Raw genomic sequence first — 16,448 nt, 5'->3', positions numbered from 1 at the left:
CCCGCTCCCGTCCTGTGGACAGCCGTCCACGACCTGTGGACAGCCGCCCCCGATCCGACCCCGACCCCCGCTCCCGATCAGCCCCCTGCCCCCGATCCCGCCCCCGATCCGCGCTCGCGGTTCGTCCTCGATCCGCGCTCAGGCCGTCGCGACGGCAGCGGAACACCTCGTTCCTGTCCCCTTTCGAGTGATGGCTTCACCCGTAAGGCTGAGAACAGCGGATCCGGTATGAAGAGTGCCCCCTTACGCGCCTACGGTCGCCCAGTGACGAGCAGCAGGCTGGACTCCTCCCGCACCCCGGGCGCCCACCGGGCGCGCCGCGGCCCGCAGCAGGGACCGCGCACGCTCGGCCAGCGACCCCCCGCCCGCTACGAGGCCGCCCTCGACGGGCTCTTCACGTACTGCCTCTCGGTCCTCTGCGACCACGACACGGCCACCGCCGTCCTCGGCGACGTCCTCGCCGCCGCCGAGCGCCACCACGGCCGCTGCCCCTCCGACGAGGAGGGCCGCACCGCCTGGCTGTACGCGCTGGCCCGCTGGGCCTGTCTGCGCAGCCTCGGCGAGCAGCGCCGCCGGCGCCAGGGCGCGCACACCGGCCGTCCCGCCGTCACCCCGCCCGCCCCGCCGCCGGTCTCCGCCGAGACCGCCGAGCGGCGCCGCGCGGAGCTGGCCGCCCTCGCCTGGCCCGAGGCCGCCGGCACCACCCCGGAGCAGCGCGAGGCGCTGGAACTGGCCGTCCGGCACGGCCTGAGCCCGCGCCAGGTCGCCGCCGTCCTCGCCCTCGACCCGTCGGCCGCCCGCGAACTGCTCGCCACCGCCGCCTGCGAGGTCGAGCGCACCAGGGCCGCGCTCGCCGTGGTCTCCACCGGCAGCTGCCCCACCGTCGCCCGGCTCCTCACCGGCGACCGGCAGCTGATCCTCTCGGCGGCGCTGCGCGCCGAACTCGTCCGGCACGTGGACGACTGCCCGGTCTGCCGCCGCACCGCCGAGCGGGTCGGCGCCACCGCCCCCTGGCCGGGCGGCGGGGCGCGCGCCGTCCAGGACCGCCTGCCGCTCGTCGAGGCGCCCCGGGCCGCCGCCTACATGGCGATGCTGCACGTCCCCCGCGCGCGTGCCGGTGCCCCCCGGTTCGCCCCGACCGGTTTCCCGATCGACCCGAAGGACCTCGTCGCCCGCCGCGACCGGATGCGGGCCCGCGCGGTCACCACGACGGTGGTCGCCGCCGTCGTGGCCGCCCCGGTGCTCGCCCTGTGGACCTCGTACCGGGGTGTCCCCGCCGGTGCCGAGGTCGGCCGGGACGGCTCCCGGGTCAGCGCCGGCGAGCGCGGCGACGGGACGGAGGAGGGGCGCCCGTACGACCGGTACGAGAACACCGGCAACGCCCGTACGACCCCCGACCCCCGCGCCACCCAGGGGAGCCGTTCCCCCGACGTCTCCGTCGAGGTCGTCACCCCGGCCCGGTCCGCCGGTCCGGTCGCCCCCGCGCGGCCCGGAGACCCGGTGCCGGGCTGGATCGGCGTCACCGCGCGCTGCCTCGCCGACGTCACCCTCATCACGCTCACCGGGGAGGGCGGCACCCCGGTCGACTGGTCGCTGTGGACGGACGCGCCCTGGCTGTACGTGAGCCAGGCGTCCGGCACCCTCGGCCCCGGCGACACCGTCACCGTCGCCGTCCGCGTCGACCGGGCCCGCGAACCGCGCGGCCCCTGGAGCGCCCGGATCGGCGTCGACCCCACCGGCGCGGTGCTGCGGATCAGCGGCCGGGGGCCGGCCCCGATCGACGACCGGGTGATCCCGCTCCCGCCGGTCACCACGGACCCCACCACCCCGCCGACCGCGCCACCGCCCACCGGCGGGCCGGTCGACCCGGGCCCGACCGCCCCCACGGAGCCCACGGAGCCGACGACGCCCCCGCCGACGACGCAGCCGCCCACCACTCCGCCGCCGACCACCGAACCCACCACCCCGCCCCCGACGACCGAACCGCCGACGACGGAGCCGCCCACCACCCCGCCGCCCACGACGGAGGAGCCGACCACCCCGCCCCCGACGGCCGAGCCGACGACGGACGAGCCGGCCCCCCAGCCCTCGTCCTGAGCCGCGCGGTCCTCCTCCTGAAAGGAGGAGGCAGCGGCTCGGCTACGGCTTCGGGTCGGCCGGGTGCGGCGCCACCATCGGCAGCGCCGAGGCGAGCCGCGCCTCGCAGAGCCCGACCAGCACGTCGTACGCGTCCTTGCCCATCATCTCGATCAGCTCCGGCCGGTACGAGACGTAGACCGGCTCCCCGCCGCCGTGCGCCGAGGTCGCCGAGGTGCACCACCAGTGCAGGTCGTGACCGCCCGGGCCCCAGCCCCGCCGGTCGTACTCGCCGATCGACACCTGGAGCACGCGCGTGTCGTCGGGCCGGTCGATCCAGTCGTACGTCCGGCGCACCGGCAGCTGCCAGCACACGTCCGGCTTCGTCTCCAGCGGCTCCCGGCCCTCCTTCAGGGCCAGGATGTGCAGCGAGCAGCCGGCGCCGCCCGCGAAGCCCGGCCGGTTCTGGAAGATGCAGGAGCCCTTCCAGCGGCGGGTCTGCCGGTCGCCGTCCTCGTCGACCTGCGTCCACCCCGTCTCGCTGCCGACGTCGTGGAACTGCCACAGCTCCGGCGTCAGCTTCGCCACGTGCTCCGCGACCCGCTTCTCGTCGTCCTCGTCGGAGAAGTGGGCGCCCAGCGTGCAGCAGCCGTCCGCCGCCCGGCCCGCCTGGATGCCCTGGCAGCCGCTGCCGAAGACACAGGTCCAGCGCGAGGTCAGCCAGGTCAGGTCACAGCGGAAGAGCTGCTCCTCGTCGGCGGGATCCGCGAACTCCACCCACGCGCGCGGGAAGTCGAGCCCCTGCTCGTCCGGCTCCGCGCCCTTGCGCTGCTTCGTCACGCCCTTGACGGGCGGCTTCGCGCCCGTCACATCGCGCGCGTACTTCACGTCCCGCACGTCGTGCGCGGCCTCGCCGCGTGCGGCACCGTCGCCGCCGGGGGCACTGTCTTTGCCCGGCTTCGCCTTTTTCGTCTTTGGCACAACGCCAAGCGTATGCGGGCGGGAGCAGTAGCGTTTCCGCCATGAGACTCGGAGTCCTCGACGTCGGTTCGAACACTGTGCACCTGCTCGTGGTGGACGCCCACCCCGGCGCCCGCCCGCTGCCCGCCCACTCCCACAAGGCGGAGCTGCGGCTCGCCGAACTCCTCGACCCGCGCGGGGCCATCGCGCCCGGCGGCGTCGAGCGGCTCATCGGGACCGTCGTGGACGCGCTCCAGGCCGCCGAGGACAAGGGCTGCGAGGAGGTCCTGCCCTTCGCGACCTCCGCCGTCCGCGAGGCCACCAACGCCGACGAGGTCCTCGCCCGGGTCAGGGACGAGACCGGGGTGGACCTCCAGGTCCTCACCGGCGAGGAGGAGGCCCGGCTCACCTTCCTCGCCGCCCGCCGCTGGTTCGGCTGGTCCGCCGGCAAGCTGCTCCTCCTCGACATCGGCGGCGGCTCCCTGGAGGTCGCCTACGGCATCGACGAGGACCCCGACGCCGCCGTCTCCCTGCCCCTCGGCGCGGGCCGCCTCACCGCCGGCTGGCTGCCCGGGGACCCGCCCGCCACGGAGGACGTGAAGGCGCTGCGCCGGCACGTCCGCGCCCAGATCGCCCGGACGGTCGGCGAGTTCAGCCGCTTCGGCAAGCCCGACCACGTGGTCGCCACCTCCAAGACCTTCAAGCAGCTCGCCCGGATCGCCGGCGCGCCCGGCTCCAGCGAGGGGCTGTACGTGGAGCGGCTGCTGACCCGCGCCTCCCTGGAGGAGTGGGTGCCGAAGCTCGCCGGCATGACCGGCGGCGAGCGCGCCGCCCTGCCCGGCGTCTCCGAGGGCCGCGCCGCCCAGCTGCTCGCCGGCGCCCTGGTCGCGGAGGGCGCGATGGACCTGCTCGGCGTGGAGCAGCTGGAGATCTGCCCCTGGGCCCTGCGCGAGGGCGTCATCCTGCGCCGCCTCGACCACCTTCCCGAGCTCCCGCACGGCGCCTGACCGGTCCCCGGGCGCCGCACGCGCGCGTACGGCGCCCGAGGCCGAGTCACCGCGCCCCGCACGCGCGCGTGCGGCGCCCGTACGCGTGCCGGAGCCATACCGGCGGCGTGCGGAGGGTGACCGTACGCGTGCCGGAGCCGTACCGGCGGCGTGCGGAGGGTGACCGGAACCACCCTCCCGCGCCCAGGTGCGCCCCGTACCCTGTCTCTCGTGGCAGAACCAGCGGTGCGCGTCCCGGATGCGAAGGTCGCCCTGTCGACGGCCTCGGTCTACCCGGAGTCGACGGCGACGGCCTTCGAGGTCGCCGCGCGCCTCGGTTACGACGGCGTCGAGGTCATGGTGTGGACCGACCCGGTCAGCCAGGACATCGAGGCCCTGCGCCGGCTCTCCGACTACCACCAGGTGCCGATCCTCGCCGTCCACGCGCCCTGTCTGCTCATCACCCAGCGCGTCTGGTCCACCGATCCCTGGGTCAAGCTCCAGCGCGCCCAGGCGGCCGCCGAGAAGCTCGGCGCGTCGACGGTCGTCGTCCACCCGCCGTTCCGCTGGCAGCGCCAGTACGCCCGCGACTTCGTCACCGGCATCTGGCGGATGGCGGACGAGACCGACGTCCGCTTCGCCGTCGAGAACATGTACCCGTGGCGGTACAGGGACCGCGAGATGCTCGCGTACGCCCCCGAGTGGGACGTCACCAAGGACGACTACCGGCACTTCACGATCGACCTCTCGCACACCGCGACCGCCCGCACCGACACCCTGGCGATGATCGACCGCATGGGCGACCGGCTCGGCCACGTCCACCTCGCCGACGGGCGCGGCTCCGCCAAGGACGAGCACCTGGTGCCGGGCCGCGGCACCCAGCCCTGCGCCGAGCTGCTGGAGCGGCTGGCCGTGACCGGTTTCGACGGGCACGTGGTCATCGAGGTCAACACCCGGCGCGCGATGTCCGCCGCCGAACGGGAGGCCGACCTCGCCGAGGCGCTCGCCTTCACCCGGCTCCACCTCGCCTCGGCGACCCGGGGCACGCGCGCGTGAGCGAGGCGTCCCCCCGGCGGCGCGGCCGTCCCGCGCGCGGCGCGACCGACGACAGTGGCCCCGGCGCGCGCGAGCGCATCCTGGAGGCGGCGCGGACGCAGTTCGCGGAGCGGGGCTACGACAAGACCTCGGTGCGCGGCATCGCCAAGGCCGCAGGGGTCGACCCGGCGCTGGTGCACCATTACTTCGGGACCAAGGACGAGGTCTTCGCGGCGGCGATCGAGGTCTCCTTCGAGCCGACGCTCGTCGTCCCCGCCATCCTCGACGGCCCACGCGAGGCGGTCGGCGAGCGGCTGGCCCGCTTCTTCATCGGCGTCTGGGAGAACCCGGTGTCCCGGGCCCCGCTGCTGGCGATCATCCGCTCCGCGGTCACCCACGAGGCGGCGGCCAAGGTGCTGCGGAGCTTCGTGCTGCGCCGGCTCCTGGAGCGGATCGCCGCCGACCTCGCCGTACCGGACCCCAGGTTCCGGGCCGAGCTGGCGGCCTCCCACATGATCGGGATCGTGATCCTGCGGTACGTGATCCGGGTCGAGCCGCTGGCCTCCGCGGACCCGGAGCGGATCGTGGCCGAGGTGGCCCCGACGCTCCAGCGGTACCTGACCGAAGCCTGACCGAAGTCTGATCGATCCCGGTCGAAGCCCGACCGTTCTCGACGCTTCGACCCCGAGCGGGCCCTGACCGGCCCCTGACCGATCCCTGAAATCCTGTCCCGTATTCCGGACGACCTGTCCAGATCTTGGAGCGTCGGCGTACGCTCGAGAGAAGCACACCCATCACGAGGAGCGAGCGACGATGCCCGAGCTGAGGTCCCGCACAGTCACCCACGGCCGCAACATGGCGGGCGCCCGCGCCCTTATGCGCGCCTCCGGTGTACCGGGCGCGGACATCGGGCGGAAGCCGATCATCGCCGTGGCGAACTCCTTCACCGAGTTCGTCCCCGGCCACACCCACCTTCAGCCGGTCGGCCGGATCGTCTCCGAGGCCATCACCGCCGCCGGCGGCATCGCCCGCGAGTTCAACACGATCGCCGTCGACGACGGCATCGCCATGGGCCACGGCGGCATGCTCTACAGCCTGCCCTCCCGGGACCTGATCGCGGACAGCGTCGAGTACATGGTCGAGGCCCACTGCGCCGACGCCCTGATCTGCATCTCCAACTGCGACAAGATCACCCCCGGCATGCTGATGGCCGCGCTGCGCCTGAACATCCCGACGGTCTTCGTCTCCGGCGGCCCGATGGAGTCCGGCCGCGCCACCCTCGTCGACGGCACGGTCCGCACGCTCGACCTGGTCGACGCGATCTCCGACGCCGTGAACGACAAGATCTCGGACGAGGACATCCTCCGCATCGAGGAGAACGCCTGTCCGACCTGCGGCTCCTGTTCCGGCATGTTCACCGCCAACTCGATGAACTGCCTGACCGAGGCCATCGGCCTCTCCCTCCCCGGCAACGGCTCGATGCTCGCCACGCACACCGGCCGCCGCGCGCTGTACGAGAACGCGGCCCGCACGGTCGTCGAGATCACCCACCGGTACTACGACGAGGACGACGCCTCCGTCCTGCCCCGCTCCGTCGCCACCCGCGCGGCCTTCGAGAACGCGATGGCGCTGGACATCGCCATGGGCGGCTCGACCAACACGATCCTGCACCTGCTCGCCGCCGCCCAGGAGGCCGAGCTGGACTACGGCCTGTCCGACATGGACGAGGTCTCGCGCCGCGTCCCCTGCCTGGCCAAGGTCGCCCCGAACGTCGCCCCGCGCGGCACGTACTACATGGAGGACGTGCACCGGGCCGGCGGCATCCCCGCCATCCTCGGCGAGCTGTACCGCGCCGGGCTGCTCAACGAGGACGTCCACGCGGTCCACTCCCGCTCCGTGAAGGAGTGGCTGGACACCTGGGACGTGCGCGGCGGCTCCCCCAGCGACGAGGCCGTCGAGCTGTTCCACGCGGCCCCCGGCTGCGTCCGCTCCGCGGAGGCGTTCTCCCAGTCCGAGCGCTGGGAGAGCCTCGACCTGGACGCCGCCGGCGGCTGCATCCGCGACGCGGCCCACGCCTACTCCAAGGACGGCGGCCTCGCCGTCCTGCGCGGCAACATCGCCGTCGACGGCTGCGTCGTGAAGACGGCCGGCGTCGACGAGTCGATCTGGACCTTCGAGGGCCCGGCCGTCGTCTGCGAGTCGCAGGAGGAGGCCGTCGAGAAGATCCTCAACAAGCGGGTCACGCACGGCGACGTGGTCGTCATCCGGTACGAGGGCCCCAAGGGCGGCCCGGGCATGCAGGAGATGCTCTACCCGACCTCCTTCCTCAAGGGCCGGGGCCTGGGCAAGACCTGCGCCCTGGTGACCGACGGCCGCTTCTCCGGCGGCACCTCGGGCCTCTCCATCGGCCACGCCTCCCCGGAGGCCGCCTCGGGCGGCACCATCGCCCTCGTCGAGGACGGCGACCGGATCCGCATCGACATCCCGAACCGCAGCATCGAGCTGCTCGTCGACGACGCCACCCTCGCCGCCCGCCGCGAGGCCCTCGGCGGCGTCTACGCGCCGAAGAACCGCGAGCGCAAGGTGTCGGCCGCCCTGCGCGCGTACGCGGCGATGGCGACCAGCGCCGACAAGGGCGCCGTCCGGGACGTGACGAAGCTCGGCTGACGCACGCGCGCGGGGAGCGGCCGGAGAGCCCGCCGCTCCCCGCGCGCGTAGTCGGTACGGCGGTCTACCAGGACTCGGCCACGCGCGCGTCCACCGCGAAGACCGAGCCGTCCGGCGCCGACCCGAACACCCGGTCCCCGGCGACCAGCGGGGCCGGCACCTGCGTCGCGTACCCGAGGCGCCCGTTCCGCAGCCGCGGCCGGGTCTGCCCGACGACCGCCCCGCGCGCGGTGTCCACCGCGAACAGCCGCCCGTCCGCCGCGGACAGATAGAGCCGGTCGTCGGGGCCGAGGACCGGCACGGAGACGTTGGAGGCCCCCGTCTCCAGCTCCCACAGCCGACTGCCCTGCTCCACCGCCGTGTCCAGCGCGAGCAGCCGCCCGTCCAGCGAGAGCAGGTACACCACCCGGCCCCGCACGGCGATGCCACTGAGCTGCATCCGCTCCTGGATCCCGACCCGGCGCTCCGCACCGGCGTCGGGACCGCTGCCCGGGTCGCCGGGATCGCCCGGCGCGAGCAGCACGAGCCCGTCGACCAGGTGGCCCTGGTACCGGGTGGCGAGGACCAGCGTCCCGTCGCCGGTCCGGCCCACCGGGGCCGCGTCCCCGGTCACCACCCGGCTCCACACGATCTCGCCGGTCGCCGGCAGCAGGGCCGCGATCCGGCTGCTCCGCCCGTCCGCCGCCGTCTCCGAGACGGTGAGCAGCCCGGTCGGCGCGTCGTACGTGCCGAGCACCGGCGCGTCGAACCCGGCCAGGCGGTGCGCCCACCGCCGGGCACCGGTCCGCGCGTCCACCGCCCGCAGCGCCCCGCGCCCGTCGGAGAGGACCACCACCGGCCCGGCCGGCCGGTACGTCTCGGGCACGTCCGCGCGCGCGGTCCAGCCGGGCGCCCCGTCCTCGACGGCGTACGCGCGCAGGGGGCCGGCCTTCGGCGCGGCGCCGACCAGCGGGTCCGGCCCGCCGGCCAGCGGCACGGGCGCGTCCGGCATCTCCGCGTCGACCGGCCCGGTCCGCTTCCACAGGACCTCGCCGGTGCGCGGGTCGAGGCGGGCGAGCGTCACGCCCCGGGCCGCGCAGTAGAGGGAGCCGGCCTCGTGGGCGCAGGCGGGCGCGGCGGAGCCGCCGTACTGCTGGAGCCGGGTGGCCCAGCCGTCGAAGGAGGTCGCCACCTCGGCGGGGTGGGCGGGCCCCTCGACCGCGGGCCGGGCCGGCGGGCGCAGCGCCGCGTACACCCCGGCCCCGGCGAGGACGAGCACGACCGCGGCGGAGACCGTGAGCCGCGGGGCGAGCCGGGAGCGCCGCCGGCGTGCGGGCGGGGCGGGCGCGGCGGCCCGGGTCGTGGTGTCGCCGCGGGCGAGGTCGTCCGCGCCGGTCCCGGCGGGTCCGCCGGTACGGCCGTCCGGCGCGAACGGGTCGGCGGGCAGCGCGGGGCGCCGCCGCTGGGCCGGTATGAACGCCTCGGCGGCGTACGAGGGCGGCAGCAGGGCCGCCATGATCTCGGCGGGCGTCGGCCGGTCGGCCGCCTCCTTCGCGAGGCAGCGCGCGACCAGCGGCGCGAGTTCGGCGGGCACCCCGGAGAGGTCCGGCTCGTCGTGGACCACCTGGTAGGCCACGATGTACGGGCTGTCCGAGTCGAAGGGGCCGTGTCCGGTCGCCGCGTGCACCAGCACCGAGCCGAGCGCGAAGACGTCGGCGGACGGCCCGACCTCGCGCGGCCGCTGGAACTGCTCGGGCGCCATGAACGGCGGCGAGCCGATCAGCTTCCCGGTCTCGGTGTGCAGGTCGCTGTCGACGGGCCGGGAGATCCCGAAGTCGATGACCTTGGGCCCGGAGTCGGTGAGCAGGACGTTGCTCGGCTTGAGGTCCCGGTGCACCACCCCGGCGCGGTGGATGTCCCGCAGCGCCTCGGCGAGCCCGGCGGTCAGCCGGCGCAGTTCGGCGGGGGAGAGCGGGCCGCGCTGCCGGACCTGGTCGGCGAGGGTGGGGCCGGGGACGTAGAGGGTGGCCATCCAGGGCCGCTCGGCGTCCGGGTCGGCGTCCACGACGGGTGCGGTGAAGGCGCCGCTGACCCGGCGGGCGGCGGCCACCTCCTGCCGGAAGCGGGCCCGGAAGTCGGGATCCTCCGCGTAGCGCGCGTGCACCACCTTCACGGCGAGCCGCAGCCCGGAGGGCGAGGAGGCGAGATGGACGACGCCCATGCCGCCGGCGCCGAGCACCGCCTGCAGCCGGTACTCCCCGGCGTACTCGGGACCCTCGGCGTCCCGTCCCGCGTCGGTGCTGCTCAACGGCGGCATCTCCCACCCCCGTGTGGTTCCGCGTCCGGCCACGCGCGCGTGCGCGACGCGAGGAGCCTAGTCGATGGTCCCCGCGATGTCGGAGGAGCTTGCTAGCCTGCGCGCGTCGCACAGAGTGAAGCCAGGGGGAACAGTCATGACGGTGAAGTACTACCCGGTCGCGCCGGGCTACCGGCTCAACGTCCGCTCCGGTCCGAGCACCCAGTACCCGGTGGTCCGGGTGCTCGCCGAGGGCGTGACCGTCCCGATCCACTGCCAGAAGCCGGGCGAGTGGATCTCCGGACCGTACGGCACCACCCGCATCTGGGACAGCATCGCCCCGGGGCAGTACGTCTCCGACGCCTACGTGAAGACCGGCAGCGACGACTACGTGGCGCCCCGCTGCGCCTGAGGACCTTCGCCTCGGCCGTTCCGGCGCCGCACCGGGGATAATCGACCTCGTGAGCGAGGACAAGCAGACCCCCGGAACCGGCACGAGCGGACCCCAGCCCGAGGAGATCCGTTTCTTCGGGACGACCTGGGTCGACCACAGTGCCCACTACGGCCTGCGGCGCGCCGGCCTCGCGGTCGGCGCGCTCGTCGCGGCCACCGCGGGCGCCTTCGTCCTGCGCTTCGCCTACCAGGGACTCCAGGTCGCGGACGTGGGCGGTCTGGTGAACACGCTGGTCATCCTGATGTTCGCGATCTGCTCGGCCATCGCCTTCGCCAAGACCTGGGAGGGCTTCGGCCGCCGCCCCGCCGACCAGGCCCGCGAGGACTCGCTCAAGAGCCTCAAGGCCATCGGCTTCATCGGAGGGCTCCTCGCCTACGCCCTCCGGTGTCTCCTGGAGGCCCCCGGCGAGAAGCTCCGCCGCGCCGAGTACGAGACGGCCCGCGCCCGCCACGAGAAGCGGCGCGGCGCCCGCACCGGCAACCCGGCCGCCCGCAAGAAGCCCAAGCGCTCCTGAGAGACACGGTGAGACACGGTCCGGCGCGCCCGGACCCGGCCCACCACGGGACAAGCCCCCGCGATCCTTGACGCGGGGGCTTCTTCGTCCCCACTATTCATCACATGATGAATTACAGCGTGGGGGAGCCCGAACCCCCCGACCCGGACCCCGCGATCACCGCCCGCGACCTCACCGCCGTACGCGGCGACCGCACCGTCCTGCGCGGCCTCGGCTTCACCGTCCCCGCCGGCCGCGTCACGGGCCTCCTCGGCCCCTCCGGCTGCGGCAAGACCACCCTCATGCGCGCGATCGTCGGCACCCAGGCCAAGGTCACCGGCACCCTCACCGTCCTCGGCAGCCCCGCGGGACACCCCGGCCTCCGCCCCCGCATCGGCTACGTCACCCAGGCCCCCTCCGTCTACGACGACCTCACCGTCCGGCAGAACCTCGACTACTTCGCCTCCGTCCTCCTCCCCGGCCGCGCCCACCGCCCCGCCCGCCGGGCCGCCGTCGACCACGCCCTCGCCGACGTCGACCTCACCGACCACGCCGACGCCCTCGCCGGACGCCTCTCCGGCGGCCAGCGCAGCCGCGTCTCCCTCGCCGTCGCCCTCCTCGGCACCCCCGACCTGCTGGTCCTCGACGAACCCACCGTCGGCCTCGACCCCGTCCTCCGCCGCGACCTGTGGGACCTCTTCCACCGCCTCGCCGCCGACCGGGGCACCACCCTCCTCGTCTCCTCCCACGTCATGGACGAGGCCGAGCGCTGCCACCGACTCCTCCTCATGCGCGAGGGCGAGATCCTCGCCGAAGGCACCCCCGACACCCTCCGCCGGCAGAGCGGCACCACCACCGTCGAAGAGGCGTTCCTCCACCTGGTCGACGCCGCCGCGGCCCGCGCCGCCCACCAGGAGACCCGCCCATGACGACCTCACGCACCCTCGCCACCGCCGCCCGCGTCCTCCGCCAGCTCCGCCACGACCCCCGCTCGATCGCGCTGATGCTGCTGGTGCCCTGCCTGATGCTCTTCCTGCTCCGCTACGTCTTCGACGGCAGCCCGCAGACCTTCGACAGCATCGGCGCCTCGCTCCTCGGCATCTTCCCGCTCATCACCATGTTCCTGGTGACCTCCATCGCCACCCTGCGCGAACGCACCTCCGGCACCCTGGAACGCCTTCTCGCCATGCCCCTCGGCAAGGCCGACCTCATCGCCGGCTACGCCCTCGCCTTCGGCCTCGTCGCCGTCCTCCAGTCCGTCCTCGCCACCGGCCTCGCCGTCTGGTTCCTCGGCCTCGACGTCGTCGGCTCCCCCTGGCTCCTCCTCCTGGTCGCCCTCCTCGACGCCCTCCTCGGCACCGCCCTCGGCCTCTTCGTCTCCGCCTTCGCCGCCTCCGAGTTCCAGGCCGTCCAGTTCATGCCGGCCGTGATCTTCCCCCAGCTCCTCCTCTGCGGCCTCTTCACCCCGCGCGACAAGATGGCCCCCGCCCTCGAAGCGATCTCCGACGTCCTGCCCATGTCGTACGCCGTCGACGGCATGAACGAGGTCCTCCGCCACCCCGACGTGACGTCCGCCTTCGTCCGCGACGCCCTCGTCGTGGCGGGCTGCGCCGTCCTCGTCCTCGCCCTCGGCGCCGCCACCCTCCGCCGCCGCACCGCCTGACCGCCCCTCGGACACCCCGCGCACCGGCCGCCCCGCCGGTGCGAGGATGACGACACGTAACCCCCTCCGGCGAGGTGAACAGAGCCATGACCCAGACCGTCGCAGTCCTCGGCACCGGCAAGATCGGTGAAGCCCTCCTCAGCGGCATGATCCGAGCCGGCTGGCACCCCGCGCACCTCCTCGTCACCACCCGCCGCAGCGAGCGCGCCGAGGAACTCCGCGACCGCTACGGCGTCGAGACCGTCACCAACGCCGAGGCCGCCAAGCGCGCCGACACCCTCATCCTCGCCGTCAAGCCCCAGGACATGGGCCGCCTCCTCGACGAACTCGGCCCGCACGTCGCCACCGACCGCCTGGTCATCAGCGCCGCCGCCGGCATCCCCACCTCCTTCATCGAGGAACGCCTCAGCCCCGGCACCCCCGTCGTCCGCGTCATGCCCAACACCCCCGTCCTCGTCGACGAGGGCATGTCCGTGATCTCCGGCGGCAGCCACGCCACCCCCGAGCACCTCGCCCACACCGAGGAGATCTTCGGCGGCGTCGGCAAGACCCTCCGCGTCCCCGAGTCCCAGCAGGACGCCGCCACCGCCCTCTCCGGCTCCGGCCCGGCGTACTTCTACTTCCTCGTCGAGGCCATGACCGACGCCGGCATCCTCCTCGGTCTGCCCCGCGCCCAGGCCCACGACCTGATCGTCCAGGCCGCCATCGGCGCCGCCGTCATGCTCCGCGACAGCGGCGAACACCCCGTGAAGCTCCGCGAGGCCGTCACCTCCCCCGCCGGCACCACCATCAGCGCCATCCGCGAGCTGGAGAACCACGGCGTCCGCGCCGCCCTCATCGCCGCCCTGGAAGCCGCCCGCGACCGCAGCCGCGAACTCGCCTCCGGCAACGGCTGACCCCCTACTCCGCCACGGTCCCCTTCAGCACGTCCTCCGTGGTCACGACCCGGGCGAACCGCCCGCCGTGCAGCGACACCGCCGTCGCCCGGGTCAGCTCCTCCGCCGTCCGCGTCCAGCCGAACGGCCCCGCCAGGTCGAAGGTGTGCATCGCGTCCAGCGGGAACACCACGTCGTACCCGAGGTTCCCGCCCATCCGGGCCGTCGTCTCGTTGCACATGTTCGTCTGGATGCCGACGATCACCAGCTGGTCGATCCCCGCCCCCTTCAGCCACGCGTCCAGATCCGGCTCCCCGTAGAAGGCGGAGTTCACCGTCTTCGTCACCAGCACCTCGGGCCCCGCGCCCCTGCCCCGCCGCTCCTCGACGAAGTCCTTGAACGCGTTCCCCGCGGTCCCCGGCGCCAGCGGCGAACCCTCCTGAACCGAGTCGTGCCGCACGAACACCACCGGCCGACCCGTCTCCTGCCACCGGTCGATCAGGGCGGTCATGTTCGTCTCCGCCTCCGGGTTGTCCCGACGCCCCCAGAACGCGTACTCGAAGCCCTTCTGGACGTCGACGACGATCAGCGCTGCGTTCTCCTTGATCTCCATGTCCACGATCCTGCCGCCGCCCCGGGACACGTCCCAGAGGCGCCGAAGCCAGCGATCGATGGTTTACTGCCAACCATGGCGGCCCCCCAGCGCATCGCTCTCCTCTCCTTCCCCGGCATCCGGGCCTTCGACGTCTCCGTCGTCACCGAGGTCTGGGGCACCGACCGCACCACCCGCGGCGTCCCCGCCTTCGACCTCCGCCGCACCGCCGCAGACCCGACCATCCCCATCCCGATCCGCGGCGGCCTGAGCCTCACCCCCGACCGCCCCCTCGACTGGCTCGACACCCTCACCCCCACCGACCTCGTCCTCGTCCCCGGCATCGAGGACCCCGACGCCGACGTCCCCACCCCCGTCCTCGACGCCCTCCGCCGCGCCCACGACCACGCCGTCCCCGTCGCCTCCCTCTGCGCCGGCGCCTTCGTCCTCGCCCGCGCCGGCCTGCTCGACGGCCGCCGCGCGGTCACCCACTGGCGCCTCGCCGACACCCTGGCCGCCCGCCACCCCCGCATCCGCGTCGAACCGGAGGCGCTCTACATCGAGGACACCGGCATCTGGACCTCGGCCGGCACCGCCGCCGGCATCGACCTCTGTCTCCACCTCGTCCGTACGGCCCACGGCGCCGAGGTCGCCGCCACCGTCGCCCGCTCGATGGTCACCGCCCCCTTCCGCACCGGCACCCAGGCCCAGTTCATCGAGCGCCCCACCCCCAGGGCCGACCGCGACGAGGACGCGCTCGCCGCCGTCCGCGCCCACGCGCTCGCCCATCTCGACCAGCCCCACACCGTCGCGAGTCTCGCCGCCCACGCCGGGATGTCCCCCCGCTCCTTCGCCCGCCACTTCCAGGCCACCACCGGCACGACCCCGCTCCACTGGCTCATCGCCCAGCGCGTCGCCGCCGCCCAGAAACTCCTCGAACTCACCGACCATCCCCTCCCCGAAGTGGCCCGCCGCGCGGGCTTCGGCAGCGAGGTCACGATGCGCCAGCACTTCGCCTCGCACCTCGCCACCAGCCCGCGCGACTACCGCGCCGCCTTCCGTCACACGGCCGGCAACAGCCCGATCGCCCGGTAGGCCCGGTCGACCAGCGGCCGCGCCACCCCCCGGGCCCGCTCGGCCCCGTCCCGCAGCACCCGGTCCACGAACCCCGGATCCGCCGCGAGCTCGGCATGCCGCTCCCGCACCGGCCGCAGCAGCTCGACGACCGCGTCCGCCGTGTCCTTCTTCAACGCTCCGTACGACTCGTATACACCGGCCAGCTCCTCCGGGTTCCCACCCGTCGCCGCCGCCATCAGATCGAGCAGATTTGCGAGACCCGGCTTGACGTCCCGGTCGTAGACGACTTCCCGTCCGCTGTCCGTCACGGCCCGCATGACCTTCCGCCGCACGGTGTCCGCGTCGTCGAGGAGATAGACGATCCCGGCCCCGTTCTCATGCGACTTGCCCATCTTCGATCCGGGGTCCTGGAGATCCATCACCCGCGCCGCCACCGCCGGCCGCGTCGCCTTCGGCACGGTGAAGGTGTGCCCGTACCGCTGGTTGAACCGCACCGCCAGGTCCCGCGTCAGCTCCACGTGCTGCGTCTGGTCCTCGCCCACCGGCACCTCGTCGGCCCCGTAGGCCAGGATGTCGGCGGCCATCAGCACGGGATAGGTGAGCAGAGAGAGCCGTACGCCCTGCCCAGCCTCCCGCGCCCGGACGCTCTTCTCCTTGTACTGGATCATCCGCCGCAGCTCGCCGTCGGTGGCCGTGCACTCCAGCAGGTACGACAGCCGGGCGTGCTCGTCCACATGGCTCTGCACGAACAGCGTGCAGACCTCCGGATCGAGCCCCGAAGCCAACAACAGCGTCGCCGCCTGCCGACTGAGCCTGCGCACCCGCGCCGGATCGTGCTCCACGGTCAGCGCGTGCAGATCCACCACGCTGAACAGCGCCTCGCCCCGGTGCTGGTCCACCTCGACCCACCGCCGCACGGCCCCCAGGTAGTTGCCCAGCGTCAGATGCCCGGTCGGCTTGACCCCACTGAAGATCCTCGTCATCGCGTTCCGCTCCTTCTCCGTCCCGAGCCGGCCCGACGGCCCGGCTCCCGGAGGGGGATACGCGAACGGCCGCCGGATCGGCGGCCGTGTGCATGCGTCAGTACGGGCCGCCGTCAGGCGGCCCACCACTGGGTGGTGTGCGCACGCGTAGTCATACGGAGAGAGTACGCCCCAGGACGGGGGTTGACACGGGATTGACCGGTCCGTACTGTTCTCCGAGTTGTCCGACGTGAGCACCGACTCCGGTCGGCCCCGGACAGCCACTCCGCAAGAACCACTGAGCCTGACGGCTGCGATTCGTCGTGCCGTTCT

The 16,448-nt window shown here is 74.1% G+C and carries 15 protein-coding genes; 11 read left to right on the top strand and 4 right to left on the bottom strand.

Annotation, left to right across the window (positions count from 1 at the left end; all coding sequences use genetic code 11):
• Positions 1-264 precede the first annotated feature (264 nt).
• On the top strand, positions 265-2,097 hold the full coding sequence (locus tag IF73_RS0111670; RefSeq protein ID WP_031006386.1) for a BACON domain-containing protein: 1,833 nt from the start codon (positions 265-267) through the stop codon (positions 2,095-2,097).
• A 42-nt stretch (positions 2,098-2,139) separates the two neighbouring features.
• On the opposite strand, the gene IF73_RS0111665 is transcribed toward IF73_RS0111670, so the two are convergent.
• The gene (locus IF73_RS0111665) at positions 2,140-3,057 is read right to left on the bottom strand and encodes a hypothetical protein (protein ID WP_031006384.1); all 918 of its coding nucleotides are present in this window, start codon (positions 3,055-3,057) and stop codon (positions 2,140-2,142) included.
• Between the two features lie 41 nt (positions 3,058-3,098).
• On the opposite strand from IF73_RS0111665, the gene IF73_RS0111660 reads away from it, so the two are divergent.
• The 4 genes from IF73_RS0111660 to ilvD all read left to right on the top strand — a co-directional run bounded on the left by IF73_RS0111660 (position 3,099) and on the right by ilvD (position 7,724).
• A complete protein-coding gene (locus IF73_RS0111660) occupies positions 3,099-4,043 on the top strand; it encodes a Ppx/GppA phosphatase family protein (RefSeq protein ID WP_031006381.1) in 945 nt (314 codons plus the stop codon).
• A 210-nt stretch (positions 4,044-4,253) separates the two neighbouring features.
• Positions 4,254-5,078 (top strand): sugar phosphate isomerase/epimerase family protein, encoded by an 825-nt coding sequence (locus IF73_RS0111655; protein WP_031006379.1) that lies wholly within the window; start codon positions 4,254-4,256, stop codon positions 5,076-5,078.
• Positions 5,075-5,689 (top strand): TetR family transcriptional regulator, encoded by a 615-nt coding sequence (locus tag IF73_RS0111650; protein WP_031006377.1) that lies wholly within the window; start codon positions 5,075-5,077, stop codon positions 5,687-5,689. The genes IF73_RS0111655 and IF73_RS0111650 overlap by 4 nt, the downstream gene beginning before the upstream one ends.
• 181 nt (positions 5,690-5,870) lie before the next feature.
• A complete protein-coding gene (gene ilvD, locus IF73_RS0111645) occupies positions 5,871-7,724 on the top strand; it encodes a dihydroxy-acid dehydratase (RefSeq protein ID WP_031006375.1) in 1,854 nt (617 codons plus the stop codon).
• Positions 7,725-7,788: 64 nt separating this feature from the next.
• On the opposite strand, the gene IF73_RS0111640 is transcribed toward ilvD, so the two are convergent.
• Positions 7,789-10,020 (bottom strand): protein kinase domain-containing protein, encoded by a 2,232-nt coding sequence (locus IF73_RS0111640; protein WP_031006373.1) that lies wholly within the window; start codon positions 10,018-10,020, stop codon positions 7,789-7,791.
• Positions 10,021-10,156: 136 nt separating this feature from the next.
• Between IF73_RS0111640 and IF73_RS0111635 the strand changes: the two genes are divergently transcribed.
• From IF73_RS0111635 to proC, 5 genes are all read left to right on the top strand, one after another.
• Complete coding sequence (locus IF73_RS0111635; RefSeq protein ID WP_031006371.1) at positions 10,157-10,411, top strand: SH3 domain-containing protein; 255 nt, start codon at positions 10,157-10,159, stop codon at positions 10,409-10,411.
• A gap of 49 nt (positions 10,412-10,460) precedes the next feature.
• Positions 10,461-10,967 (top strand): hypothetical protein, encoded by a 507-nt coding sequence (locus tag IF73_RS0111630; RefSeq protein WP_031006369.1) that lies wholly within the window; start codon positions 10,461-10,463, stop codon positions 10,965-10,967.
• Positions 10,968-11,071: 104 nt separating this feature from the next.
• Positions 11,072-11,875, top strand: a complete 804-nt coding sequence (locus IF73_RS0111625) for an ABC transporter ATP-binding protein (protein ID WP_031006367.1) — start codon at positions 11,072-11,074, stop codon at positions 11,873-11,875.
• On the top strand, positions 11,872-12,609 hold the full coding sequence (locus tag IF73_RS0111620; protein ID WP_031006366.1) for an ABC transporter permease: 738 nt from the start codon (positions 11,872-11,874) through the stop codon (positions 12,607-12,609). Before IF73_RS0111625 ends, IF73_RS0111620 begins: the two co-directional genes overlap by 4 nt.
• An 86-nt stretch (positions 12,610-12,695) precedes the next feature.
• Positions 12,696-13,505, top strand: coding sequence for a pyrroline-5-carboxylate reductase (gene proC / locus IF73_RS0111615; protein ID WP_031006365.1), 810 nt, complete (start codon positions 12,696-12,698; stop codon positions 13,503-13,505).
• A gap of 4 nt (positions 13,506-13,509) precedes the next feature.
• On the opposite strand, the gene IF73_RS0111610 is transcribed toward proC, so the two are convergent.
• Positions 13,510-14,097, bottom strand: a complete 588-nt coding sequence (locus IF73_RS0111610) for a cysteine hydrolase family protein (protein ID WP_031006364.1) — start codon at positions 14,095-14,097, stop codon at positions 13,510-13,512.
• 75 nt (positions 14,098-14,172) lie between these two features.
• Between IF73_RS0111610 and IF73_RS0111605 the strand changes: the two genes are divergently transcribed.
• A complete protein-coding gene (locus IF73_RS0111605) occupies positions 14,173-15,171 on the top strand; it encodes a GlxA family transcriptional regulator (RefSeq protein WP_031006363.1) in 999 nt (332 codons plus the stop codon).
• Here IF73_RS0111605 and trpS read toward each other — a convergent pair.
• Positions 15,138-16,136 (bottom strand): tryptophan--tRNA ligase, encoded by a 999-nt coding sequence (trpS, locus tag IF73_RS0111600; RefSeq protein ID WP_031006362.1) that lies wholly within the window; start codon positions 16,134-16,136, stop codon positions 15,138-15,140. The two genes, IF73_RS0111605 and trpS, sit on opposite strands and share 34 nt — an antisense overlap.
• Between the last annotated feature and the right edge of the window lie 312 nt (positions 16,137-16,448).

Source organism: Streptomyces sp. NRRL F-5727 (assembly GCF_000719555.1).
GTDB lineage: Bacteria > Actinomycetota > Actinomycetes > Streptomycetales > Streptomycetaceae > Streptomyces.
Note: the sequence above shows the minus strand (reverse complement) of the source record. Positions and strands in the feature narration are given on the sequence as shown.